The sequence below is a fragment of the Parabacteroides sp. genome, assembly GCF_977054455.1.
In genome coordinates this window covers 1-26,195 of sequence record NZ_CDRTCT010000017.1, presented here as the reverse complement: position 1 = coordinate 26,195, position 26,195 = coordinate 1, and the positions used below count along the sequence as shown (strand labels likewise).

Annotated in this window: 17 protein-coding genes; 16 read left to right on the top strand and 1 reads right to left on the bottom strand. The window is 42.8% G+C overall.

Features of this window, described 5'->3' with window-relative positions:
- Nucleotides 1–65: 65 nt before the first annotated feature.
- The 9 genes from ACW6QF_RS09995 (at nucleotide 66) to ACW6QF_RS09955 (ending at nucleotide 13,978) form a co-directional block, all read left to right on the top strand.
- On the top strand, nucleotides 66–2,600 hold the full coding sequence (locus tag ACW6QF_RS09995; protein WP_456087701.1) for a DUF4493 domain-containing protein: 2,535 nt from the start codon (nucleotides 66–68) through the stop codon (nucleotides 2,598–2,600).
- Between the two features lie 3 nt (nucleotides 2,601–2,603).
- On the top strand, nucleotides 2,604–3,356 hold the full coding sequence (locus ACW6QF_RS09990; RefSeq protein WP_456087700.1) for a DUF4493 domain-containing protein: 753 nt from the start codon (nucleotides 2,604–2,606) through the stop codon (nucleotides 3,354–3,356).
- An 11-nt stretch (nucleotides 3,357–3,367) separates the two neighbouring features.
- Complete coding sequence (locus tag ACW6QF_RS09985; protein WP_456087699.1) at nucleotides 3,368–4,669, top strand: DUF4493 domain-containing protein; 1,302 nt, start codon at nucleotides 3,368–3,370, stop codon at nucleotides 4,667–4,669.
- Between the two features lie 4 nt (nucleotides 4,670–4,673).
- A complete protein-coding gene (locus tag ACW6QF_RS09980) occupies nucleotides 4,674–6,872 on the top strand; it encodes a DUF4493 domain-containing protein (protein WP_456087698.1) in 2,199 nt (732 codons plus the stop codon).
- A 91-nt stretch (nucleotides 6,873–6,963) separates the two neighbouring features.
- Nucleotides 6,964–7,692, top strand: a complete 729-nt coding sequence (locus ACW6QF_RS09975; RefSeq protein ID WP_456087697.1) for a hypothetical protein — start codon at nucleotides 6,964–6,966, stop codon at nucleotides 7,690–7,692.
- Between the two features lie 10 nt (nucleotides 7,693–7,702).
- Nucleotides 7,703–9,343 (top strand): PCMD domain-containing protein, encoded by a 1,641-nt coding sequence (locus tag ACW6QF_RS09970; RefSeq protein ID WP_456087696.1) that lies wholly within the window; start codon nucleotides 7,703–7,705, stop codon nucleotides 9,341–9,343.
- A 437-nt stretch (nucleotides 9,344–9,780) separates the two neighbouring features.
- Complete coding sequence (metG, locus tag ACW6QF_RS09965; RefSeq protein WP_456087695.1) at nucleotides 9,781–11,820, top strand: methionine--tRNA ligase; 2,040 nt, start codon at nucleotides 9,781–9,783, stop codon at nucleotides 11,818–11,820.
- Nucleotides 11,821–11,828: 8 nt separating this feature from the next.
- Nucleotides 11,829–12,959: a DegT/DnrJ/EryC1/StrS family aminotransferase gene (locus ACW6QF_RS09960; RefSeq protein WP_456087694.1), complete on the top strand. Its 1,131-nt coding sequence runs from the start codon at nucleotides 11,829–11,831 to the stop codon at nucleotides 12,957–12,959.
- Between the two features lie 2 nt (nucleotides 12,960–12,961).
- Nucleotides 12,962–13,978, top strand: coding sequence for a Gfo/Idh/MocA family protein (locus ACW6QF_RS09955; protein ID WP_298554085.1), 1,017 nt, complete (start codon nucleotides 12,962–12,964; stop codon nucleotides 13,976–13,978).
- Nucleotides 13,979–14,007: 29 nt separating this feature from the next.
- Here ACW6QF_RS09955 and ACW6QF_RS09950 read toward each other — a convergent pair whose 3' ends face one another.
- Nucleotides 14,008–14,478 carry an Lrp/AsnC family transcriptional regulator gene (locus tag ACW6QF_RS09950; RefSeq protein WP_005639984.1) on the bottom strand — a complete coding sequence of 157 codons (471 nt, stop codon included), beginning with the start codon at nucleotides 14,476–14,478 and terminating at the stop codon, nucleotides 14,008–14,010.
- A 175-nt stretch (nucleotides 14,479–14,653) separates the two neighbouring features.
- Between ACW6QF_RS09950 and ACW6QF_RS09945 the strand changes: the two genes are divergently transcribed.
- The 7 genes from ACW6QF_RS09945 to ACW6QF_RS09915 all read left to right on the top strand — a co-directional run.
- Nucleotides 14,654–15,943: an O-acetylhomoserine aminocarboxypropyltransferase/cysteine synthase family protein gene (locus ACW6QF_RS09945; RefSeq protein ID WP_456087693.1), complete on the top strand. Its 1,290-nt coding sequence runs from the start codon at nucleotides 14,654–14,656 to the stop codon at nucleotides 15,941–15,943.
- Nucleotides 15,944–16,285: 342 nt separating this feature from the next.
- Nucleotides 16,286–17,281 carry a FecR family protein gene (locus ACW6QF_RS09940; protein WP_456087692.1) on the top strand — a complete coding sequence of 332 codons (996 nt, stop codon included), beginning with the start codon at nucleotides 16,286–16,288 and terminating at the stop codon, nucleotides 17,279–17,281.
- A 155-nt stretch (nucleotides 17,282–17,436) separates the two neighbouring features.
- Nucleotides 17,437–20,712: a SusC/RagA family TonB-linked outer membrane protein gene (locus ACW6QF_RS09935; RefSeq protein WP_456087691.1), complete on the top strand. Its 3,276-nt coding sequence runs from the start codon at nucleotides 17,437–17,439 to the stop codon at nucleotides 20,710–20,712.
- Nucleotides 20,713–20,720: 8 nt separating this feature from the next.
- Entirely contained in the window at nucleotides 20,721–22,415 is a 1,695-nt protein-coding gene (locus ACW6QF_RS09930; protein WP_456087690.1) for a RagB/SusD family nutrient uptake outer membrane protein, read from the top strand.
- A 170-nt stretch (nucleotides 22,416–22,585) separates the two neighbouring features.
- Entirely contained in the window at nucleotides 22,586–23,698 is a 1,113-nt protein-coding gene (locus ACW6QF_RS09925) for a glycoside hydrolase family 88/105 protein (RefSeq protein ID WP_456087689.1), read from the top strand.
- Between the two features lie 84 nt (nucleotides 23,699–23,782).
- Nucleotides 23,783–25,159 (top strand): Gfo/Idh/MocA family protein, encoded by a 1,377-nt coding sequence (locus ACW6QF_RS09920; RefSeq protein ID WP_456087688.1) that lies wholly within the window; start codon nucleotides 23,783–23,785, stop codon nucleotides 25,157–25,159.
- 193 nt (nucleotides 25,160–25,352) lie between these two features.
- A partial coding sequence (locus ACW6QF_RS09915; protein WP_456087687.1) for an FAD-dependent oxidoreductase occupies nucleotides 25,353–26,195 on the top strand: 843 nt, incomplete at its 3' end.

Here is a 26,195-nt window from a genome sequence, read left to right as displayed (position 1 = left end):
TAGGGTAATATCACGATTGATTGTGCTGTTTCAGATTGTATGTACTAAGGTAAAAAGGTATACAAATGAAAGAGTATCAATTACGTCATAGTCTGGGAAAGGCTATCGCATTTTCTTTTTGTGCATGGGTCTCGGTTGCAGGGCTCTTTTCCTGCGATTCGGATCGCTTGAACGGTGGGGGAAGTATAGGGATGTTGAGTTTAAATCTCGCCGCCGATACGACAAACATTAAGGGAGGAACTTTATCTACAAAAGCCGGGAATATTTTAGACGGCTTTGAAGATGCGGACGAATATACAGTCCAAATCTTCCAGAAAAGTGACACGCTTAAAAGTGCTTTGTATAAGGATTTTCCGGACGAACTGGAAATGAAAGAAGGGGCTTATACTTTACGTGCCTCTAAAGGAGAAAACTTACCTGCTGCTTTTGATAATCCTTATTTTGAGGGAAGTGTGGATTTTGTCATCAAGAAAGACATGAAGACTCCCTTGGAGGTGACTTGCAAGATGGCAAATGCACGTGTTTATGCCAATTATACGGAAGATTTCCTGAAAGCTTATTCGGATTATAGTGTCTCATTGAAGACTTCTTATATGGATGGTTCCTTTACGATCACTAAAGGCGAGTCTCGCGGCGCTTATCTGCAAGTGGCAAAAGAAGGGACACCGTTGAGTGTCGCTATCTCTTTAATGCGTAAAAACTGGAAAGAGCCCAAAGTCTATACCGTAACGGATCCGGCTATAACACTGAATCCGAAAGAATCCGTCATATTGAATTTTGCTACGGATGGGAAGACGGGAGACGGGTTGAACCTTTCTATCGAATTGGATGATTCTATGGAAGAAGCGGATCTTGAATTCGGTATTCCTGACTTTATGTGGAAACCGTTTACCGATTTGCGGATTTGGGCTTGTGGGTTTGAGAATAACGTACCTGTCGAAATGAATGTAACAGATGGTTTCCCGAATGATTCCTGTACGGTCAAGGCCGAAGTGCCCGGACGCATTAAAGAATGTTGGGTGGTTCGTCTGGAAGATGGAGAAAAGAAAGACAGTGTCGATATTGCAACTCCGGAAGGATTGAAAACGGCCGAAGATATTTGGGGATTGAATGCTATTTCTTCTCCTATTACCGGAACAAAGGGGCTTGAACTGGATTTGAAAGGGGCATTTAACCAGTTATATGCTTCTGATAAAGACAAAATATATGGTTTTAGCGTATATATTAATGATGCATTGAATGTGATGCATACTTCGGACGTGGTAACGGCTTCTGTGAATTTGAAAGAGGCTAAAACACCGACTGTCGGACAGTTTGAATTGACAGTTCCTTCTAAACATGCTTTAAAAGAAGATACGGCTATTGCGGTTATGGCAGAAGCGGGAATAAAAGCATTAACACTGAAGATTAATAGTGATGGGGTTGTGTATAATGTGCTTTCTGATAATTTGCCGGCAGGTATCTCTTATGATAAACAAAATCATAAGATTGTTTTCAAGAAGGACTTTTCAAATGGATTAGAGTCGAAGGAAACAGAGGCTTCTACTTACTCCTATGAAGTATCGGTAACGGATAATTTGGATAAGACGGTTGTAAAGACTTCAAAATTGGAAGTAACACCTGTTTTTACGATTGTTGTGCCGGATGGTGAGATTTGGGCTAAAAGAGCTACTTTTTATATTAAAGAAGATGTCTCTAAATATGCTGCACCAGTTTTTCAAGTGTTCAAAGATGGACAATGGCAGGATGTAGAGGGAAATATGGCTATAGGATTATCCTCTGGTTCTAAATATAAGGTACGGGCCTTTGTTAATGGCTGGCCAACAGAGGTAAAGGAGTTTATTACAGAAGATGCATTACAGATTCCAAATGCTGGATTTGAAAATTGGATTGTAAAAGATGGACCTAAATATAAACCATGGATTGGAAAAGAGAAAGGGCCGTTTTGGCATTATTATTATCCATGGTCTGATAGTAATCCTAGCTCACATGGGTGGAATACAATAAATGATGTAACAACTGTCAATCCTGGAACATACGCATATTGTTCTAATTCGGGGACTGTTCAGACTGGTGATAAAAATACTGGAACTTCTGCTGCATTGTTGAGAACAATAGCGTGGGGTAAAGGTACTACTTTAGCAGGTTCAATCTCTGTATTGTATAATGTTGATGCCGGTTATCTTTATTTAGGATCAAAAACTAGTGATCCGGATTTAAAGCCGAATTATGATTTTGAATTTGGGTCACGTCCATCATCTTTATCTTTTTATTGTAAATATGTGCCGAAAGGAGATGATGTATTTACTGTAGTAGTAGTAATAGTAGGAGAAAGTGGAGATGTTATATCTGAAAATACTATAGAAAGAGGTGGAGTATTATCTACGTATACTAAAATAGATCTACCATTAAGTTATCAAAAAAATGAAAAAGCAAAATACCTATATGTGAAGTTTAAATCTGGGAATGTAAATCATGATGATTTAAAAAGTAATGTAAATTTAGAGACTTTTGATAGTTTTGGAGATGCTGCTTATTCTGATAAAGCGCACATCGGTAGCCAATTATATATCGACGACGTCGAACTAATCTACGAATAAAAGATGAAAACATTAAACAACATATCAATCTTACTGTTCAGCGTACTCAGTATGCTGGCAGTCTCTTGTCAGAAGGACGAGATTGGGAATAATGATGTTCCTGAAAACTATGGACAGCTTTCTTTGCAGTCGGTTGGAATTGATGATGAGATACAGGTTATAGGAACGAAAGCATTCGGTATGGATGCCGGTACTTTCAAAGTGGAACTGAAAAGTAATCCTACAAATGATTACCCGTTAGATACGACTATTGTATTCGACTCTTTTGCAGAAATGCAAAAAAAAGATTTTATTGTATTACCGGTAGGAACTTATACAGTCAAAGCTTATTCGCGTGATAAAGTAGAAGGCGGTGTTTTTGATAGTCCGTATTTCTACGGTGAGAACAATAATGTTGTGATTTTGGAAAAGAAGATCACAACGGTCCCGGCTATTACTTGTACATTCCAGAGTGTAGCAGTAGATATTAAACTGACTACCAGTTTTAATCTGCTTTTTGAAGATAGCTATCTGATGAAAGTGATTAACGGAAAAGGCAAAGAATGTACGTTTACGAAAGAGAATAACGGTCAGGTTATCTATTTTGATGATGTGGATGGCGGCTTAAAACTGGAATATACAGTTAAGGCGAAAGATCTATCTACTGCTTATCCCACCCGGACAAAAGAGCTTACGAAAAAAGGTCTGGCTCCTGCTCCGAACGATTATTATATAGTTGAATTTACGGGTGAAAATCCAGATACTAAAGCACTTTAAGAAGAATGATTATGAAAAGAAATATACATATCCTTTATTTATTGGTGTTTCTGATAGCAGGATTTACGTCTTGTGAAATGAAAGATGATCTGTTCGGCAAAAAGCCTTCTCGTGAAGATTTGCCGAAAGAGGTCGGGTTGCTGGATTTGAAGTTGGATCCGCAGATGGAAAAAACGATTACGGGAAATTCGACGAAAGCAACCGATGAAAGTCTGGATGTAAACGATTTTTCGGTGAAGATTCTTGACGAGAATGGTGAGGTCGTAGAAGAATATGCATCTTATGCCGATATCGATGAGGTTTTGCTGGCAACCGGAAAATATCAGGTGGTTGCAACAAAAGGCGAGTTGAAAGATGCTGCCTACGATACTCCTTATTATGAAGGAAAAGATTCTTGTACGATTACTTCACAGGAAGTCTCTTCGCTGATTACCCCTTGTGTGCTGAGCAATAAGAAAATAACGGTCGCTTATACTGAAAATTTCCAAGAGCGTTTTAAAGAAGATTATGAAGTGGTAATGACGAACGGCAATGGTGTACTGACTTTAAAATCCGATGAAGAGAAAAAGCCATTCTTCAAAACTACCGACCAATTGGATTTTGTTCTTCATGCTACCACTCGTTCCGGCCTGGAAACACAATATTTTTGTGATCTGTATAACGATCCGACCGTGAAAGAGTATAATAATATCGTTGTCTGGTTGGATGTTGCCGAACCGGATGAACCGGTAGAACCCGATAAGCCTGTAGATCCGGACGAACCGGTAGACCCGGATGAGCCGACAGAAACCCCGGATTCTTTGAAACGTCCAATCATCAAAGTGGATATCCAATTGGTGGAACGTGAATATACGATTAAAATCCCTTCTGATTTCATTTCCGGCGATGATAATGGAGGTGGTAATTCCGGCGGTGATGGAGGTGGTTCCACTACTGCTAAAATCCAATGGGGAGGAACAAATTTAGATTCACCGATTACATTGACGGAAGAGAATGCTTCTTCTACAAAAGTAGTTGTGACTATGACGATGCCGACCGGAGTAAGTGAAATGAAAGTAACAATTTCGTCTAATCATGATGATTTTATGGCGGCAGTAGCCGATATTGGTAATCCTTTTGATATGTTGAACTTGAATTCAATGCAGTCCCAACTTTTGAATGCCGTTCAAGAAGGCCAAAAGTCTGTTCGTTTTGATGTAAGTAATTTTATGTCCTTGCTGACAAGTTTTAAAGGAACTCATAAGTTTAATATTTCTTTGAAAGATAAGAATGGAACATCCAGTTCGAAAACATTAACTATCATAGTAAAATAAGACAATGACAAAATATATATTATCGATAATATCCGCTTTATTATTAATTGGCTTTGTGTCATGTGATGAAGAGAAAAAGGCAACCAATGGACAAGGATATCTGTACTTGGGTATAGAGAAGAACGTCACATTGCAGACGAAGGCTGTCGATCCTGTTTTGAGTGTCGCTATCTTGAATGCGGCAGAAGATACGGTTAAGTATATTGCCGATTTTGAGGCTGAAAAAGCAGATGAAGGAATTCTATTGGATGCCGGTTCCTATCAGGTAGTCGTTGCTTCCGGTAAGAAAGACTCTGCAGCCTGGGAGTTACCGAATTTCTACGGAAAGACGGAATGCGAGATTAAAACGAACCAGGTTACTTCGGCAAAAGTAACTTGTAAGATCGCGAATACGAAAGTAACAGTCGATTATAGCGACGATTTTAAGAAATACTTTACCGATTACAGTACAACGGTAAGTAATATTTCGGGTTCTTTGACTTTCGTGAAAGGTGAAACACGAGGCGGCTATTTTGCTCCGGAAACATTATTGGCTTTATTGAAGCTGACGAATACGGACGGCGAACAGTTTGAATTGAAACGTGAATATGCCGATATCCAGGAACGTTGTCATTATAAACTTTATTTCAAATTGAGTGGCGATCCGGAAACACCGGATGATAGCGGAGAAGCAGGAGGCAAGTTTGATGATATAACGATTGACGAGAGAGCTGATACGGTGATTGTTTCTATCCCTATTAAAGTGGAAGATCTGGAAAATATCAAGGCTCCGGAATTGAAGTTGGAAGGATTTGGAGAGAATAATAGTTTGGAAGCTAAAGAAGGTGAGTTTGCTGATAATATCTTGAAAGCTGTTGCTTCTTGCGGTATCGAGAAGTTGATGGTAACGATACAGTCTGATTCTTTGAATAATCGTGTGGGGATTCAATCTTTTGATTTAGCAAGTTTGGATGCTGCAACAAGCGAAAAATTGGAAAGTATTCACTTCCCGGTTCAATCGGTTAAGAGTGAAACTGATACATTGACATTCGATTTGACTGCGATGAGTAATGCGTTGAAATCTTTTGATGAAAGCATCCAGACGCATAACTTTACCTTTACAATAACAGATGCGAAAACGCAGGAACAAAGTATATCATTTTCTTATTCAGTGAAGCCGAATGTCGCTGTTATCACCAAAGAGATTGCAACCATGAATATCTGGTCTACGTTTACTTTCTTTAGCGGTGAAAGTGATAGTGATGAAGGTTTTGGCTTTGAATATAAAAAAGTTTCTGATAGTGAATGGACTCCGGTAACTGTTGCTTTTAAGAATAAGGACGGAAAGACGTTCAGTGCTTTTGTCCAAGGTTTGGAACCGAAAACAAGGTATGTATATCGTGCTATCAGTAATGATCAGGATGGAGGTAAGATTATAGGTAATGACGTTGAGTTTACAACGGATTATGAGAATGAGGATAATGAAGGAAAGCCGTTTGTGCCGAATTTGGGGTTTGATGATTGGTGTACGAAAAGTAAACTTCAATATCCCTATAAAGATGGAACTGTTCCTTTTTGGGCTACAGGTAATACTGATATGATTTTTAAGTTTAATTTTACAACAGAAGTATCTGGAGAAGTAGGAAGTGCTGCACGTTTGGAATCTCAAATCGTGATGAGCACAAAACTTGCTGCGGGAAATTTATTTACTGGAACTTTTGAACTTGATGGCATGGATGGTATTCTTACATTAGGACAATCTTGTAAATTAAGACCAACAACTCTTTCAGGAAGATATAATTATACGCCTGTGAATATAACAACAAAATATGCAACACCGGATTTGCCTTCGTATGTGCAGAACGGTGTTCCTGATACTTGTTCAATATATATTGCTTTGACAACATCAAAAGTAACAGTTGAAACAAAGAGTCGTGTATTATTTGATAAGAATGATAAATCAGTTATAGCTTATGGTGAGTTGTCTTCGGATAAAGCAAGTGGGACTAACGGATATCAGGATTTTACTATACCATTGGTTTATAGGAAAGGTAAGGAAGCAGAAATCCCTGTCTATATTATAATAGTTTGTTCTGCAAGTAAATTTGGGGATTATTTTGTAGGAGGAGATGGTTCTATTTTATTGTTAGATGAATTTAAGTTAGGGTTTGATTACAACCCTGCCTCCTTCGTCGGTACATCTTTAGAAGGTTTGGCCGAATAATGGCATCGTTATCTATTTCCGGCATCATCGTTATGAAATACAAAAGTGATAACGATGATGCCAACTATTCAAATTGAACACATAATAAACAATGAAGCATATATTAATAATGCTATTGCTCGTATGCAGCATACCGGCAATGGCGAGAGGGAATAAGTTCGATCGTGGAATAGAGCAGAAGACATTCATCCCGAAAGGGCAATGGATGGTGGGAGCCTCTTTCTCTTATTCCGAACATACGGACGATAATTTCAAGTGGTTGGTGATGGATGATGTGACCAGTACGGGATATACTTTTAAAGTCTCTCCGGTTGTCAGCTACTTTATCCGGGATAATATCGCAATCGGCGGACGTGTAGCCTATTCCCGCGGCTTGACTGATTTAGGAAACTTATCTCTAAATCTGGGAGATGACCTGAGTTTTGATTTGTCTGATTATAAAGATAAATCACATATGGTATCCGGTTCATTCTTTATCCGTACATACCTGAACCTGGGTGATAGCAAACGGTTCGGCTTGTTTAACGAAGCCCGTGTGACTTACGGATACGGACAAAGCAACGTGGAAGACGGGACGGGCGATGAACTGAAGGGGACACATCAGGTCAAACAGAATCTGAATTTCGGGGTTGCACCTGGCATCACCTGTTTCATCAACGACTATGTTGCTGTTGAGGCGGCAATAGATGTGTTAGGGTTGGACTTTAAATGGTATGACCAGACAACGAACCAAGTAGAAAAAGGCAAACGTACCAATAGCGGGGCGAACTTTAAAATCAACTTGTTGTCAATCAATTTAGGTATTACATTCTATTTATAAGAGAGAGATGATGCATAACGTAAAAGGATGTCTTCTGTCATTTATCTGTGTCTTGACAGGATGTATAGAGAATGATATTCCCTATCCGGTCGTAAAAGCGGAGATACAGGACATTGAGACGAATGGCTTTGTCTCTTCTTCTATTGATAAGGAGGCAAGAAGTGTTTCCATTCTGGTAGACGATACGGTCGACCTCCGTACACTCCGCATTACAAAGTTGCTGGCAACTGCCGGTACGACGATCATTCCGGATTCATTGGCATGTAAGGATGTCGGTCATTTCCCGGATTCGGGATTTGTATCGGTCGACAGTTTGCCTGCAACGGCTAACACGCAGATTGACCTGTCGTCGCCGGCTACTTTTGTCTTGCGTATTTATCAGGATTATCCCTGGCAGATATCGGCTAAACGGAATATCCAGCGGAAATTCTCGATCAAGGCGGCTGACGGTAGTGATGTACAGGTCGGGACTCCTGTTGTCGATGAAGAGAACTGCAAGGTGATTATATATGTGAGCAAAGAGACGGATTTGGGTAATCTGAAGGTGCAAGAAATGACATTGGGAAGCTCTATTGCTTCCACTATTCCCGAACCGACAACGGTAACCGATTTCCGCCGTACCCGTACATTTGAAGTGAAGGCTTTTGGTGAGACGGAAACATGGTCTGTCAGCGTTGTCCATTACGAGGGAACAGGAGCAACTCTTTCCGTATGGGCAAAACGGGCGTATCTGAGCGGAGTGGCAAAAGAGGGAACTGCTATCGATATCCAATATCGCCAGAAAGGCGAGGAGGTATGGGACCAGGTATTTGAAGACGAGATCACGTTCCATGAAGACGGCACTTTCTCGGCGGCCATGCGTCATTTGATGCCGGCGACCGAATATGAATACAAGGCTACTATCGGTACGCAAACTTACGATGTCACCTCTTTTGTGACGGATGAGGCGGCACAGTTGCCGAATGCCGGTTTTGAAGAATGGTGGATGAACACGAAAAATATCTGGTTTGTCTATGCCGAAGGGGGTGAAATGTTCTGGGATACCGGAAACACGGGGTCCGCAATTGCCAATAAGAATGTGACGGTTTATGACGAATCTAAGCCTCATGGTGGTAAACGGTCTATTAAGCTGGCTTCGGAAAATGTGATTATCAAGTTTGCTGCCGGAAACCTGTTTGCCGGCGAATATGTCAAAACGGACGGGACAGATGGTATCCTTGATTTCGGACGTCCGTTCACCGCGCGTCCGACCTCCTTGAAAGGATGGTTCAAATATACTTGTACGCCGATCACTCAGGTTGCAGATGATCCGGGAGACCAGTTTGCGGATGCACAGAAAGGGATGAATGATAAAGCGCATATTTATATCGCTTTAGGAGATTGGAACTCTCCTGTACGTATCCAGACGAAGAAGTCAAAGCGTCAATTGTTCAATAAAAACGATGAACATATCATCGCTTATCAGGAAATGATTGTCGGCGAAACAGTCAGCGGCTGGACGGAGTTCAAGCTAAAGCTGGATTACCGCTCTCTGACGCGTAAGCCGACATATATTATAGTTGTCGCCAGTGCCAGCAAGTACGGCGACTATTTTACCGGTGGTGACGGCAGTACCTTATGGCTGGATGATCTGGAGCTGATATATGAATAAAAAAGAAGTCGGCGGCTTTTAGTAAAAAGACAGGCATTCTTTTGCAAAACGCTTATGATTCGATCTTGAAACATATATGTTTTGATTGGCAGAAACAACTTCATTTCTTAGCAGATTTGAAACTAAATGTACCACTAAAGAACCAGGTTCGCGGATGACGCGGATTGGGCGGATCTTAACGGATAAAATAATTAAAATCCGCTTTCATCCGTTTCATCCGCGTCATCCGCGAACCTGGTTCTTTAATGTTTCAAATATTCTTACAATCGTTCTATTATTCTGCAAACATATTATTGATTGCGAAAACAATTGTCACACTATCATGATTCGCTTTTTTAGCCGTGAAACGGCTAAAATGATGGTTAAACAGGGAACTAATCTTTTCCATCTAACCAAATTATTCCTTACCTTTGTGCCTCAAAAAGAGAACACAAGGTATGGAAAAACAGTTTAAGAGAACGCTGATAACTACGGCGTTGCCGTATGCGAACGGACCGGTGCATATCGGTCATTTGGCCGGGGTGTATGTGCCTGCTGATATTTATGCACGCTATCTTCGCCTGAAGGGGGAAGAAGTTTTGATGATCGGTGGATCGGATGAGCATGGAGTGCCTATCACGCTGAGAGCGAAGAAAGAAGGAATTACGCCGCAGGATGTGGTGGACCGTTATCATGGCATTATCAAGAAGTCTTTTGAGGATTTCGGCATCTCGTTCGATATCTATTCCCGTACGACTTCGCCTACGCATCGCCAGGTGGCATCGGACTTCTTCCGTACCTTATATGATAAAGGCGAGTTTATCGAGAAAACAAGCGAACAGTATTATGACGAGGAAGCAAAACAGTTCCTTGCCGACCGCTATATAACCGGGATTTGTCCGCATTGCGGCAATGAGAAAGCCTATGGCGACCAGTGCGAAGCCTGCGGTACATCTTTGAGCCCGACGGACCTGATCGACCCGAAGTCTGCCATCAGCGGCAGCCAGCCGGTGATGAAAGAGACCAAACACTGGTATCTGCCTTTGGACAAATGGGAACCGTTTCTGCGCCAGTGGATTTTGGAAGGACATAAGGAATGGAAACCGAACGTGTACGGACAGTGCAAGAGCTGGCTGGATATGGGATTGCAGCCTCGCGCCGTAAGCCGCGACCTCGACTGGGGCATTCCCGTGCCGGTGGAAGGTGCGGAAGGAAAGGTGCTGTATGTCTGGTTCGACGCGCCTATCGGATATATCTCCAATACGAAAGAACTGCTCCCCGAAAGTTGGGAAACCTGGTGGAAAGATCCTGAAACCAAGATGGTGCATTTCATCGGTAAGGATAATATCGTGTTCCACTGTATCGTGTTCCCGGCCATGCTGAAAGCCGAAGGTTCTTACAACCTGCCGGAGAATGTGCCGGCCAATGAGTTCCTGAACCTGGAAGGCGACAAGATCTCCACTTCCCGCAACTGGGCTGTCTGGTTGAACGAATATCTGGTGGATATGCCGGGCAAGCAGGATGTGTTGCGCTATGTTTTGACGGCCAATGCTCCGGAGACAAAAGACAACGATTTCACCTGGAAAGATTTCCAGGCACGCAATAACAATGAGCTGGTTGCCATCTTAGGTAACTTCGTCAACCGCGCCTTGGTGCTTACCGAAAAGTATTTCGAAGGCAAGGTGCCGGCCGCCGGCGAGCTGACCGATTATGACCGTCAGACATTGACCGACTTTGCGAATGTAAAGGCCGACGTGGAACGTCTGCTGGATACGTACCATTTCCGTGACGCCCAGAAAGAAGCGATGAACCTGGCGCGTATCGGAAACAAATACCTGGCTGACACCGAACCCTGGAAGTTGGCAAAGACCGATATGGCACGTGTCGCCACGATCATGAATATCGCTTTGCAGATCACGGCAAATCTGGCGATCGCTTTCGAACCGTTCCTGCCGTTCAGCATGGAGAAACTGAACAAGATGCTGAATGTCGAACCGTTAGGCTGGAACCGTCTGGGATCGACCGACCTGTTGGAAGCCGGCCACCAGTTGGGCAAATCGGAACTGTTGTTCGAGAAGATCGAAGACAGCGTGATCGAAGCGCAGGTACAAAAGCTGCTGGACACGAAGAAGGCAAACGAGGAAGCGAACTACAAGGCGAAACCCATCCGCGAGAATATCGAGTTTGATGATTTCATGAAGCTGGATATCCGTGTCGGGACCGTGCTGGAATGTACGAAAGTGCCTAAGGCGGACAAGCTGTTGCAGTTCCGTATCGATGACGGTCTGGAGAAACGTACGATCGTTTCCGGTATCGCCCAGCATTACAAGCCGGAAGAGCTTGTGGGCAAGCAGGTTTGCTTCATTGCCAACCTGGCTCCGCGCAAGCTGAAAGGCATCGTTTCCGAAGGAATGATCCTTTCTGCAGAAAACTTCGACGGCAAGCTGGCTGTCATCATGCCTGAGAAAGAGGTGAAACCGGGCAGCGAAGTGAAATAGATAATATAATGTTGGAAGAACAGATACAGATGGTCGACTTGCATGGACAATATCTCCGGTTCAAAGAGGAGATCGATGAGGCCATGCAGTCGGTGATCGACAGTTGTGCCTTTATCAATGGTCCGCAGGTGAAAGCCTTTGCCGGGCATCTGGCCGGCTATCTCCAGATCCCATACGTGATCCCTTGCGGAAACGGGACGGACGCCTTGCAGATCGCCTTGATGGCATTGGAACTTCAGCCCGGCGATGAGGTGATCCTACCGGCATTTACTTATATAGCGGCAGCCGAGGTTGTCGCTTTGTTAGGGCTGACGCCTGTGCTGGTGGATGTCGATCCCCGGACCTTCAATATCGATCCCCGGAAAATAGAAGCGGCTGTTTCGGGGCGGACAAAGGCGATCGTGGCCGTCCACCTGTTCGGACAACCCTGCGATATGGAGCCGATCATGGCTTTGGCAGATGCCTATCATCTGTATGTCGTGGAAGATAATGCCCAATCCGTCGGCGCCGATTATACGTTTTCCGACGGACGGGTACGAAAGGCCGGCACGATCGGACATATCGGGACGACTTCCTTTTTCCCGTCCAAGCCGTTGGCCTGCTATGGCGACGGAGGCGCGTTGATGACTTCCGACGAGGTGCTGGCTACCCGTATCCGCATGATTGCCAATCATGGTCAGGAATGCAAATACCATCATAGGCGGATCGGATGTAACTCCCGCCTGGATACGTTGCAGGCTGCCGTGCTGGATGTGAAGTTGAAGCATCTGGAGGAGTTCACCGAGGCCCGCCGGCAGGTCGCTTTCCGGTACGATGAAGCCTTGTCTTCCTGCGACTTGTTGGTTCTCCCGACGAAGTCGACGTTTTCGACTCATGTCTATCATCAATATACGGTCCAGGTAAAAGACGGCCGGCGGAATGTCCTTCAGGGTCTGTTGAAAGAGCGGGGAATCCCATCCATGATCTATTATCCCTTACCGGTACATCATCAGGAAGCCTACCGGCACATCTCCCGTATATCCGGCAGTTTGGACATCTCCGCCCGTTTGTGCGAATCCGTCCTTTCCCTACCTATCCATACGGAGATGTCATCCGAACAACAGCAATATATAACAGATACCCTCACTAAACTAAAGTGATTATGGATAAGAAGATAAAATTCGCAGTAATCGGTTGCGGCCATATCGGCAAACGTCATGCCGAGATGGTGACACGCGATCCGGGAGCCGAGTTGGTGGCCCTTTGTGATATTCGTCCCCGTGAAGAATTGGGCATTGAAGCATACGATGTCCCGTTTTTCTCATCCCTTACGGAATTATTGCAGAGCGGACTTTCCATCGATGTCGTGAATATCTGCGTACCGAACGGTCTGCATGCCTCTATGGCCATCCGGGCTGTCGAAGCCGGGCATCACGTCGTGATCGAGAAGCCGATGGCACTGACGCTTGCCGATGCCGAGAAGGTGGTCTATGCTTCGCTGAAATACCGTAAACAAGTGTTCTGCGTCATGCAAAACCGTTATTCTCCTCCTTCCGTCTGGATCAAGGAGATGGTGGATTCGGGTAAGTTAGGCAAGATCTATATGGTCCAGTTGAATTGCTATTGGAACCGTGACGATCGTTATTATAAACCCGGTGGCTGGCATGGCGATGCCGCTTTGGACGGAGGGACGCTTTTTACCCAGTTCTCCCATTTCATCGACATTATGTACTGGCTTTTCGGGGATATCTGCAATATCCAGGCCCGCTTTGCCGATTTCAACCATGCCGGACTTACGGCTTTTGAAGATTCGGGTTTTGTGAATTTCAACTTCGTGAACGGCGGGATGGGGAGTCTGAGCTATTCCACTTCTGTCTGGAACAGGAACATGGAAAGCAGTATGCTGATTGTTGCGGAGAACGGAAGCGTGAAAATCGGCGGACAGTATATGAACGAAGTCGAATACTGTCATATCAAAGATTATGAAATGCCGGAACTGGCGCCGACGAATCCGGGAAATGACTACGGTCCTTATAAAGGTTCCGCCCAGAACCATAATTTCGTGATCCGCAATGTGGTCCGTGTCCTTTCCGGTGCAAGTTCGGAATGCATCACGACCAACGTACTGGAAGGCATGAAGGTCGTGGACATCATCCAGCGGATTTATGCCTTGAAGTAATAAATGCGAGATAGGGACGGGGCGGCGTGTTAAATATGGATTCCGTATTCATGCTTCACCTCGTCCATCACAAAGGTGCTTTCGAGCGAGCCGAGACTGTCGATCGTGCCTAACACGTTCAGGATAAATTCCTGGTAATACTTCATATTCGGCGCATGGATCTTCAGCAGGTAGTCGTAACTCCCCGATATGTTGTAGCATTCCGTGACTTGCGGAATCTCCTGTATGATTCTTGTGAACTCCGCCGCAATCTCTTTGTTCAGTCTCCTCAACTTGACACTGCAAAAGACCACGAAGCCCTGGTTTAGCTTTTCGGCGTCCAGCACGGCAATGTACTTCTTTATATATCCTCCGTTTTCGAGGCGTTTCAGGCGTTCGAATACGGGTGTCGACGAGAGGCTGACACTCGCGGCGAGCTCTTTTGTGGTGAGCCGGGCATTCGATTGCAGGGTACGGAGGATCTGCAAGTCTACTTTGTCTAATTTCTCAAGTGTGTTCATAAGAATAAAATTCTATCGGAATCCTTTTTTCGATCCTGATACAGTTTATGCGTTCTGTTGATGGCCGTAAAAATAGCGTTATTTTCTGTATTTCCCATATATCTTGTCTGATATCTCTGTCTGCTATAGTTTTGCTGGAAAATAAGCAAGAAGAACAATTTAAAATAATACGACTATGGCAACAAAGAAATTACATTTCGAGACATTACAGGTTCATGTAGGGCAAGAACAGGCCGATCCCGCAACTGATGCTCGTGCCGTCCCTATTTATCAGACAACATCTTATGTATTTCATGATTCACAACATGCGGCAGACCGTTTCGGCCTTCGTGATGCCGGGAATATTTATGGCCGCCTGACCAATTCGACCCAGGGAGTTTTTGAAGCGCGTGTCGCCGCTCTCGAAGGGGGAGTGGCTGGTCTGGCGGTGGCTTCCGGTGCGGCGGCCGTGACGTATGCCTTGCAGAATATACTTGGGATGGGCGACCATATTGTGGCTGCCGACAATCTCTATGGCGGTTCCTTCAATCTGATTACGCATACGTTAGCGGCTCAGGGCATTACCCACACGATTGTAAATGTCAATGACTTGCAGGCGTTGGAGGCTGCTATCCGGGAGAATACGAAAGCGGTGTATGTCGAAACGTTCGGTAATCCCAATTCTGATGTTACCAATATCGATGCTGTGGCGGAGGTGGCCCATCGTCATAATATCCCGTTGATCGTGGATAATACGTTCGGTACGCCGTACCTGATCCGCCCGATCGAGCACGGGGCCGATATTGTCGTCCATTCCGCCACCAAATTTATCGGCGGGCATGGATCGAGCTTGGGAGGCGTGATTGTGGACAGTGGCCGTTTCGACTGGAAAGCAAACGCCGATAAGTTCCCGACTTTGGGCAAACCGGACCCAAGCTATCATGGGGCGGTCTTTGCCGACGTGGCGGGCCCGGCAGCCTTCGTCACTCGTATCCGGGCCGTCATTCTGCGTGATACAGGAGCCACGATCTCGCCTTTCAATGCTTTTATCCTGCTGCAAGGGCTGGAAACCTTGTCCCTCCGTGTGGAGCGTCATGTTGCCAATGCTTTGAAAGTCGTCGAGTATTTGTCCGAACATCCGAAAGTGAGCAAAGTGAACCACCCGGCTCTTCCGGACCATCCGGATCATGAACTCTATAAAAAATATTTCCCGAAAGGCGCTGGCAGTATTTTTACTTTCGAGATCGAAGGCGGGCAGGAAGCGGCCTGGAAGTTTATCGATTCGCTGGAAATCTTCTCCCTTCTTGCCAATGTGGCTGATGTGAAGAGCCTTGTGATCCATCCATATACGACTACCCATTCTCAAATGACTCCGGAAGAGTTGGCCGGACAGCATATCACGCCTTCCACGGTGCGCCTGAGCATCGGTACCGAATATATCGATGATATCATTGATGATCTGGACCAGGCACTGGCACAGGTTTGATGTGAGATGCCAATGTGTTTTTGATTAGATGCAAGTGTAATCTGTTTTCTGCATTGTCGAGAATAAGTTCGACATTGTCAAGTATATGTTTGACATTGTCGGGAATATATACGACAGGGTCGAAAACAGATTACACTTGCATCTGAGTAACCATTCGATGCCTTAGATATACAAATAAATCCTGAGAGTAAAAAAATGGCAAGGGGAGTCTCCCTGCCCCAAGTTATATTCCCCACTCCTGCCCCCATCGAAAGACATGGCAAAGAAAACTTGAAAAAAAGTACATATCCGGTTGTGTGTATTCCCATAGTAAGCCGACTCCATTATAAAGCACGGGATTTTATGGAAAACGACAACAATATAAAACGAATCATACAACTTTATTTCGGAAAGCATTTCTCCCGTTCGGGGCGTGTCCTGTTCGGACGCTGGCTGCGGGCGGAGGATGGGACTTCCGAAAAGACCGATATGTTGCAGGCCTTTTGGGAACATTCGCCGGCAGAAGCGACTGCCGAGACCCGCGAAGACTGGGAGGCCTTGCAAGGACATTTACAGGTGGAAGCAGTCCGCCGGAATTCCGTCCCGATGTATCGCGGGTGGATCAGATATGCGGCGGTAATCGCATTGATGCTATTGACGGGAGCGGCGACCTTTTTCGTTACGGACCGCCTGAAACCCGCCCGGCATGTGGAGATGGCGGAATTGTTCGTCCCTTATGGCGAGAGCCGGCAGGTCATTTTGCCGGACGGTTCGCGGGTGTGGGTCGATGCCGGTTCGTTGCTCGTTTACCCGAAGGACTTTGCGGATACGGAAACGCGTACGGTCTACCTGACAGGCGAGGCGTCGTTCACGGTTCGGAAAAACCCGGAAAAGCCTTTTATCGTGAAGACGACTTATCTGGATGTGCAGGCTTTGGGTACGGTATTTACGGTTGCTTCCTATCCGGCCGATTCCTGCACGAGCACGATCCTGGAAGAGGGGAGCGTCAAGGTGGATGTTAAGGCGGGCGAACACCAGCCGGCTATCCTGAAGCCGAACGAACGTCTGGTCTATTCGCATGCGGCGCATACGGTCACGGTCCGGCCGGTCGATGCTTCGCTCTATAAGATGGAGCGTAGCGGCTACCTGATCTACGAGAATGTCTCTTTCAACCATCTGATGGTTTCGCTGGAACGGAAGTTTAACGTGACGATCCATTATAATTCCCAGAAATATGCGGACGAGTATTACAATGTCAAGTTTGCCCCGCATGAAACCCTGGAGGATGTATTGGCTGTTTTGCAACAGCTGATCGGCATTCGTTTCAAGATAAAGGGAAATGTTGTATTTATAAATTAAAAAGAAAGGAGAGGACAGGATGAACAAAAGAAAACCGGAAAGAACGAAAGTGCGAAAATCCCTCTTTCCGGCGTTTGAAACCGAATTGTGACTTTTTTGGACTCAACGTAAAACGTTGGAAATAATAAATATTCAATTTTCAAACATACAAATATATGAAATTAACTAATCTAATACCTATAAAAGCGGGAAAAACGCTTTCCCGTCTATGTATAATTGGAGCCCTGTCTCTTGGCAGCTCGTTCGTATTTGCTCAAAATCAACAGGTTCGTTTGTCCGGAAACAATTTAACCTTAAAGGCGGCTTTCAAGCAAATCGAACAACAGACGAAACTCTTCGTAGACTACAACACCCAAGATGTCAACGATTCACGCATGATCAAGAAAGTACCGGCCGGCAACAACGTCAGGAACGTCCTGGAACAACTGCTGGAAGGCACGAACTGTTCCGTCACGTTCAGCAACGGCCATGTAATCATCTCCAGAAAAGCCCCGGCATCTTCCGAAACAAAAAAAGTCACCGGCGTTGTCAAAGATGAAAAAGGCGAACCGATCATCGGCGCGAATGTTGTGGAGAAGGGGACGACGAATGGTATCATCACTGATATTGATGGGAATTTCGAATTGAATGTCGCATCTTCTTCTCTGTTGCAAATTTCTTATATAGGATATGTTTCCCAAGAGATACTAATTGGAAATAAAAATAAGTTTCATATTAAATTGGTAGAAGATACTCAAAATCTAGATGAGGTGGTAGTCGTCGGATATGGGACTATGCGGAAGAAAGACATGACAGGATCGGTTGCTTCTGCCGATTTAGGAGCATTGAAAGGATCTCCTAATGTCAATATATTACAAGGATTACAAGGAACTCTTCCTGGATTGAATGTTGGGATGGTGGATGAGGCGGGGGCAAGTCCAAGTATTACAGTGCGAGGACGATCTACTATTTCCGGAAGTCAAAATCCTCTGATCATTTTAGATGGTATTGTTTATTATGGAAGTTTAACAAGTTTGAATCCGAATGATATTAAATCATTTGATATTTTAAAAGATGCAAGTAGTAAAGCTATTTATGGAGCACAAGCTGCAAATGGAGTAATTTTGATAACAACTAAGCGTGGACAGAGTCAAGATAAACCCGTAATTACTTATAACACTTCGTTTTCTGTGGGATCTCCTTATAATAGGTTGCATTCAAAAAATAGAGATTCTTATCTGCAAATGATTCGTGATATCTTTTGGCAAGAAGCCTATACAGAAGAATCTGGTTATACAAAAGATAACCCCGATTATAATATTGAAACTTCTGCACCTTTTACAGATGCCTCCATCGCAAAAGGTTATAGGGCTGGTGCTGATACGGATTGGTGGAATTTAGGAACTAATAATGCGACTATAATGACACACAATGTAGGCATTCAAGGTATGAGTTCTAAAGTTAATTATTATATGTCTTTTGGATATGATAAACAGGACAACTATATAATCAATGATAAGTTTAATAGAAAAACAGTTCGTGTAAATCTTGAAACTTCAGTTACTAATTGGTTGAAAATTGGAACTCAAGCTTTTGGTTCTTTTTCTGATTATTCAGGTGAGTCTCCTAATCTTACGCAATTGACGCAGGCTGGGCCTTTAAGAATGCCATATGGTGATGATGGAAATTTGGTAATTCTAGGTGGAGATTTTACTAATCCTTTAATCGGACTTTATAATAAGGATATGGATAAGCGAAATGAATTGTTTGGAAATTTCTATGCTCGATTAAATAACATTTCATTCCTTCCTGGATTTAGTTGGGATATTAATTATGGAAATATGCTTAAGTGGGAAAGGCAGTTTAATTCTAATGAATATGCACAGGCGGAAACAGGAGAAGCTAAGAAAGTGAATGGTACAGCTTATAGTTATACGTTCGATAATATTTTGAATTATACCAAAGATTTTGATCAACATCATATTGATGCGACATTGGTTATTGGTCGGACGGAGCGGGAGTATGAGAATACTACTGCAAGATCGACCGATTTAGCAAACCAGACATTAGGTTATAATGATTTGGCTCAAGGGAAAAATCAATACACGACATCTCAATCATGGGAAGAAGCCTCTTCTTATCAGATGTTTAGAGCAAATTATTCTCTTATGTCAAAATATATGTTGACAGGAACAATCAGAAGAGATGGTTTTTCTGGGTTTGCGACGAATGAAAAGGTTGCTTACTTTCCTTCTTTTGCGTTAGGCTGGATTGCTTCGGAAGAATCATTTCTGAAACAGGCTAATTGGTTGGATTTGCTGAAATTGAGAGCAAGTTATGGTGTGAATGGTAATTTGGTTAGTAGGTACAGCTCGTTAGCAACGGTTTCATCTTCTGCTGCGTATGTTTTTGGTGATGGAGGTAGTTCTGCGTATGGCCAATCATTGTCCAATCTTCCAAATGCAAATTTGAAGTGGGAGAAGACTCATGGAATTAACATTGCAATGGATTTTGGTGTGCTAAATAATCGAATAACAGGGAATATAGAGTATTACAGGACAACGACGAAAGATTTGATTTGGAAAAAAACACTTCCTGAAATTACTGGTTTTAAAGAAATTGTGGATAATATGGGAGAAATTGCTAATCAAGGTATAGAACTGACTCTGAATGCAACTCCTATTAGGAATAAAAATTTCAGTTGGGATGTGACTTTTAATTTCTCTCGTAACAAGAATAAAATTAATCATCTTTTAGGGGATGTTAATGGAGATGGCATTGAAGATGATCTAGTTTCTAGTAATTTGTTTATTGGCCAATCGTTAAGTACAATTTATCACTATGATGTAGACGGAATTTATCAGTTAAATGATAATATCCCTGAAGGTTATTATCCAGGAAGTTATCGGATCGTTGATCATAGTGGTGATGGTAAATTATCGGCAGACGATCGTATTATCTTAGGACAATCTGATCCTGCTTATCGTTTTAGTTTGCATAATACTTTCCGTTATAAAGGGTTTACTCTTAAAATTTTCTTAAATTCTGTTCAAGGTGGAAAAAATGGATACTTGGCGAATGCAGATGTATTTGGTGCATATACCCCCCAGTTTATATCATCAAAAGGAATGTATGAAGAAGTAGATTTTTGGACTCCATCTAATCCAAATGGAAAATTTAGAAATCCTGCAGGAACAAGTTCTATTAATCCGAATATTTATCAAAAAAGAAGTTTTGTGCGTTTACAAGATGTAATTTTAAGTTATGATTTTAATCCCGGATTATTATCTAAAATCTATGTAGACGCTTTGAGATTATCTGTTTCAGGTAAGAATCTATGCACTTGGGCGAAATGGGATGGATGGGATCCTGAGACGGGCAGTGGTCTTGGATATGGAGGTCGACCTGTTATGAGACATTTTACAATTGGACTTGAATTAACATTAAAATAAAAAGCAAAATGAAGATAATATATTTAATTTGTTTCTGCATGTTGATATCTTTTTGTTCATGCAACGAATCTGATTTTTTGAAGGAGATTCCATCTGGAAAGTATACGGCAGAGAATATGTATAAAACGAAGGAAAATTTTGACTCTGCAATAATACAATTGTATGGAGGTTATCGTTCATTATATTATAGTGGTAATGACAATGAATATGATTTTTTCTGGGGAACAGATTTTATTCATGCAGGTCAGCCAAATGTCGTTCGATTTTTTAGTGATTATCCTGCAACATTGGATCCTACAACTGCTAAAGTAATTTATCATTGGAGAGGTAATTATAAAATCATTGCAAATGCGAATACGATTATAAGTAGGTTGCCTGATTCCGAATTAACAGAAGAAGAGCAGAATGCAATGGCAGCTGAAGCAAAATTTTTCCGGGCTTTGGCATATAGATATCTTGTATTTTTGTATGGTGGTGTTCCTTTGGTTGTGGAGGAAATAACATCTTCTAAAGATGATTTTGTACGTGCTTCTAAAGAGGAGGTATTGGAACAGATTATTGCGGATTTGGAATTTGCAGCTAATTACTTACCTGATATTTCTAAAGTAGCAGATGGACGAGTATCTAATGTGACTGCAAATCATCTTCTAGCTGAAATAGCATTAGCCGCTAAAAATTATGATTTGGCAGTTAAATCAGCTTCTGCTGCAATCAATAATCCTGCAATGGGTTTAATGACAGAACGATTTGGGTCCCGTAAAGATGAACCGGGAGATTTATATTGGGATCTTTTTCAAAGGGGCAATCAGAATAGATCTAATGGAAATAAGGAAGCTATATTTGTAATACAATTTGAATTAGATATTTTGGGTGGTGGACAATCTTCAACGAAGAGAACCGGCTATCAGATGGAAAGATATCATGCTCCAAATACTCCATTAGCAACAGATCCTTGGGACAAAAATATCCTTGCGGATATGTTGTGGACAACTGTTAGCGGACGTGGTACGGGATGGCTAATGCCGACTTTTCATTTTTCGAATGAAATATGGTATAATGCTGATGGTGAGATAGATTATAGAGATATTCGAGTTTCAGAATATAATTTCCCTAGAGGGATTAAATATAATAATCCTAATGGACCAGAGAAATATCAAGGAGTTTATTTTGATATCAATACTGCAGAAAATCAATATTGTTTAAAAGAAAAAGGTATTTGGTCTCGTGGAGCTTATCCTTATCAGACGAAATGTACAACCCCTAATAATCATCCAGCTTCAATGATTGCAAATGAGGAAACCGGAGAGTTAAGAAGTGAGGCAGGGGTTACTTATACAGATTGGTATGATATGCGACTTGCAGAAACTTATTTGCTGAGAGCTGAAGCTTATTTGCTGAAAGGTGATTTGTCTGCAGCTGCAGAAGATATTAATGTTGTTAGAAAACGAGCTGGAGCTTCGTTGATTACGGCATCAGAGGTTACGATAGATTTTATTTTGGATGAAAGATTACGTGAGTTAGGTATTGAAGAAAAGAGAAGATTGACATTAAGTAGAATGGGAAAATTGTATGAAAGGACTGTAAAATATAATGTGTACAATGCACCAAATATTCGTGAGCATCATCAGTTTTACCCAATTCCTCAAAGTGAAATAGATGCAAATGTGGGGGCTGTACTTGAACAGAATCCAGGTTATGATTAAAAAGTATGGAATAAATGGTGTATTTGCTAAATTTTAAATAAAAATAAAAAGAGCAGATCAAGTAAAATTCATGGCGGTGTGTTACAAAAGGCATTTTGTGACACAGTCCCATGAATTGAAATAAGTTTGAGTGATTTTGATTGATTCCGTATTTAATTTAATATTTAAGTATGAAACATTTTGTTTATTTCTTTTCAATCATGTACCTGTTTATTTGTTTAGTACAACCTGCAAGTGCACAAAAAAAATATTTTGAGGATTTACCTAGTGAGTGTTCCCCCAAAAAAGTTGGGACAATTTTAGGTCAGCGTTTTATTCATTCTAAACACATGTTTGGAGGTAGATGGATTCATTATGCAGAGGTTTGTACTTGGTTTGGAGCATTGAGATATGCCAATGTGGTAGGAGATAAAAAACTTATCAAACAATTGCAAGATCGATTTGATTTTCTACTTACTGTTGAAAAGTCATATCAACCAATAATGAATCATGTGAATCGGAATATGTTCGGATGTCTTCCGCTGGAATTTTATAGGATAACAAAAGATAAAAAATATTTTGAACTCGGTATGCCGTATGCTGATACGCAATGGACATTGCCCGAAGGAGCAACACCGGAGGAAAAAGCTTGGGCAGATAAAGGTCTGTCTTGGCAAACTCGTCTTTGGATCGATGATATGTTTATGATTACGATTGTACAGGCGCAAGCTTATCATGCAACAGGAAAACGTAAGTATATCGATCGGGCAGCCAAAGAAATGGTTGTTTATCTGGATGAATTGCAGCGTCCTAACGGTCTATTCTATCATGCTCCCGATGTTCCTTATTTCTGGGCTAGAGGAAATGGTTGGATGGCAGCCGGTATGGCAGAACTTCTATTGTCCACTCCGAAAGATAACCCTAATCGTACTCGTATTTTAGAAGGTTATCGTCTTATGATGAAGAGCTTGAAAGATTACCAGAGTGAAAGCGGCATGTGGAACCAGTTGGTGGATAAAACCGATTGCTGGCCGGAAACATCCGGTTCTGCGATGTTTGCCTATGCGATGATAATGGGAGTAAAAAAAGGTTGGTTGGATGCTACCGAGTATGGTTCGGTGGCACGGAAGGCTTGGATTGCTTTAGTTCCCTATATCAATGAAGATGGAGATGTTGAGGAAGTTTGTGTTGGTACGGATAAGAAAAACGATCTCCAATTTTATTATAATCGTCCCCGTATTACGGGAGATTATCATGGGCAGGCTCCAATGTTATGGTGCACTTATGCATTGTTATGCGAATAGTATAATTGGTGGGTATAGATACATAAATGAGGTAGATTGGCCTGCATATTTTTTATAGAAGTTAATAATAAAATAAATTAAAAAATGAAAAGTAATATCTCGAGACGCGATTTTTTGAAAACATCCGGTATTATTGCTGGAAGTTCCTTGATTAGTTCCAATTTAGGAGCTTCCTCAATAGAAAATATTCCTTTTAGATCGAATAAAAAAATAACTGTAGCTTTGGTTGGAACTGGCTCAAGGGGAATATTTATGTGGGGAAAGGACTTGGTAGATAGTTATTCCAATTATATTGAATTCGTTGGACTTTGCGATATCAATGAAGGACGTGTTGAAACGGGAAAAAGAATGATCGGAGTCTCTTGTCCTACATACACGGATTTTGAAAAGATGATGAAAGAAACAAAGCCTGAAGTGTTGATCGTTACAACAATGGATAGTACACATCATCAGTTCATAATCCGTGGAATGGAGTTTGGTGCAAATGTCATCACTGAAAAGCCAATGACCATTGATGAAAAGAAAATACAGGCAATTTTGGATGCCGAAGAAAGAACTGGAAAACATTGTCGAGTTACATTTAATTATAGATATTCTCCTCATAGGGCTAAAATATGGGAGTTGCTTCGTGCTGGAGAAATAGGTGATATCACTTCTGTAGATTTCCATTGGTATCTTGACACTTCACACGGAGCCGACTATTTCCGGCGTTGGCACAGGCTCGTTGAATGTAGCGGTTCGTTATGGGTACACAAAGCCAGCCATCATTTTGACCTTTTAAACTGGTGGATCGATAGTGATCCGGAAAGTGTATATGCATTAGGTGAATTGAATTTCTACGGTAAAAATGGAACGATGAGGGCGAAAAATTGTCGTACCTGTTCCCAAACCAGACAATGTCCGTTTTTCTTTGATATTACCAAGGTTAAAAGCCATATGGATATATATGTAGCCAACGAAAAATATGATGGTTATTTACGTGATGGTTGTGTATTTAGAAATGATGTCAATATTTTCGACAAAATGGCAGCAACTATCCATTACAAAAATGGGGTACAGGTAGCATATTCGTTAACAACCTATTCTCCTTATGAAGGTTACCGTATCGCTTTTAATGGAACAAAAGGCCGGTTAGAAGCCTGGATACAAGAGTCACGAAAAACTTCAGATGTAAATTATGACGAGATTGTGTTGTTTAAAAACTTTTCTAAGCGAGAATATATACATATACCGTTTGGAACTTCAGGACATGGAGGAGGTGATGCGCTTCTGAAAGATCAATTGTTCCTTCCCAATGTCGATGATCCGTATCACCAGTGTGCTAACAGTAGAGATGGGGCATTAGCTTGCTTGGTAGGGATAGCTGCACGCAATAGTATAGCATCGAAGCAACCTGTAAAAATCGCAGATCTTACTTCTATATCTCCAATGGAAAAGAAGCAGTATAAAAGAATTCTTTAATAATGTAATAGCAATTGGGGATTATATAAATTCAATTTTCTGAATTGCTTCTTGTGGGGAGTGTAGAATCTGCACTCCTCTCTTTAGCTTCAAAATAAAATACTTGTTTTATAGCTTTTGATAATATGTAAACGGTTTGTAAAGTTGTTACGTCCGTTATGCCTATGAAATATTAATTAGTAAATAGCACTTTATGAGAAAGAAAACACTTATACTCTCTCTCCTTTTGGCCTGTGCGGCCGCATTCGGCCAGTCGTCCTACGACCTGGTGATCGTCGGCGGCAACCCCGGAGGCATCATGGCCGCCATCTCGGCCGCCCGGATGGGGAAGAAATCGGTGATACTCGAACGTACCCGCTATGTCGGCGGACTTCCCGCCAACGGACTCGGAGCAACCGACATCGCCACCCGTGCCGCCACGACCGGCCTGTTCCGTGAGTTTGTGGACGGAGTGAAACAATACTATATCGACACCTACGGCCCTGACTCCGAGCAGGTGAAAGTATGCAGCGACGGCTACCATTTCGAACCCTCCGTCGGGGCACGCATCTTCCAGAAGATGCTCGACGGGCAGAAGGACAAGATCACCGTCCTCACCATGCGCCAGTTCGATGCCGAAGACGAAAACATCGTCATGCGCGACAACCGCATCGAGAAGATCCGCATCCTGAACCGGGAAACCGGGGAGATGGAGGAATACACCGGTTCGGTATTCCTGGATGCCACCTACGAAGGTGACCTCGGAGCCGCCGCCGGAGTCCCCTTTCGCGTAGGCCGTGAAGGGAAAGACGAGTTCGGCGAACCCGGAGCCGGACGCGTCTACAAATATTGGGGCGGTCCGGAAGGTGACGGCAGCACGTTCAAGAAAGACAATGCCGTGCAGTCCTACAATTATCGCCTCTGCCTGACCAACAATCCGGCGAACCGCGTGGCTTTCACCAAGCCGGCCCGTTACAACCGCGAAGACTATGCCTCCATCGTGGAGGACGTCTGGACCGGACGCAACACGGATGCCGCCATGCAACGCGTGACTTCC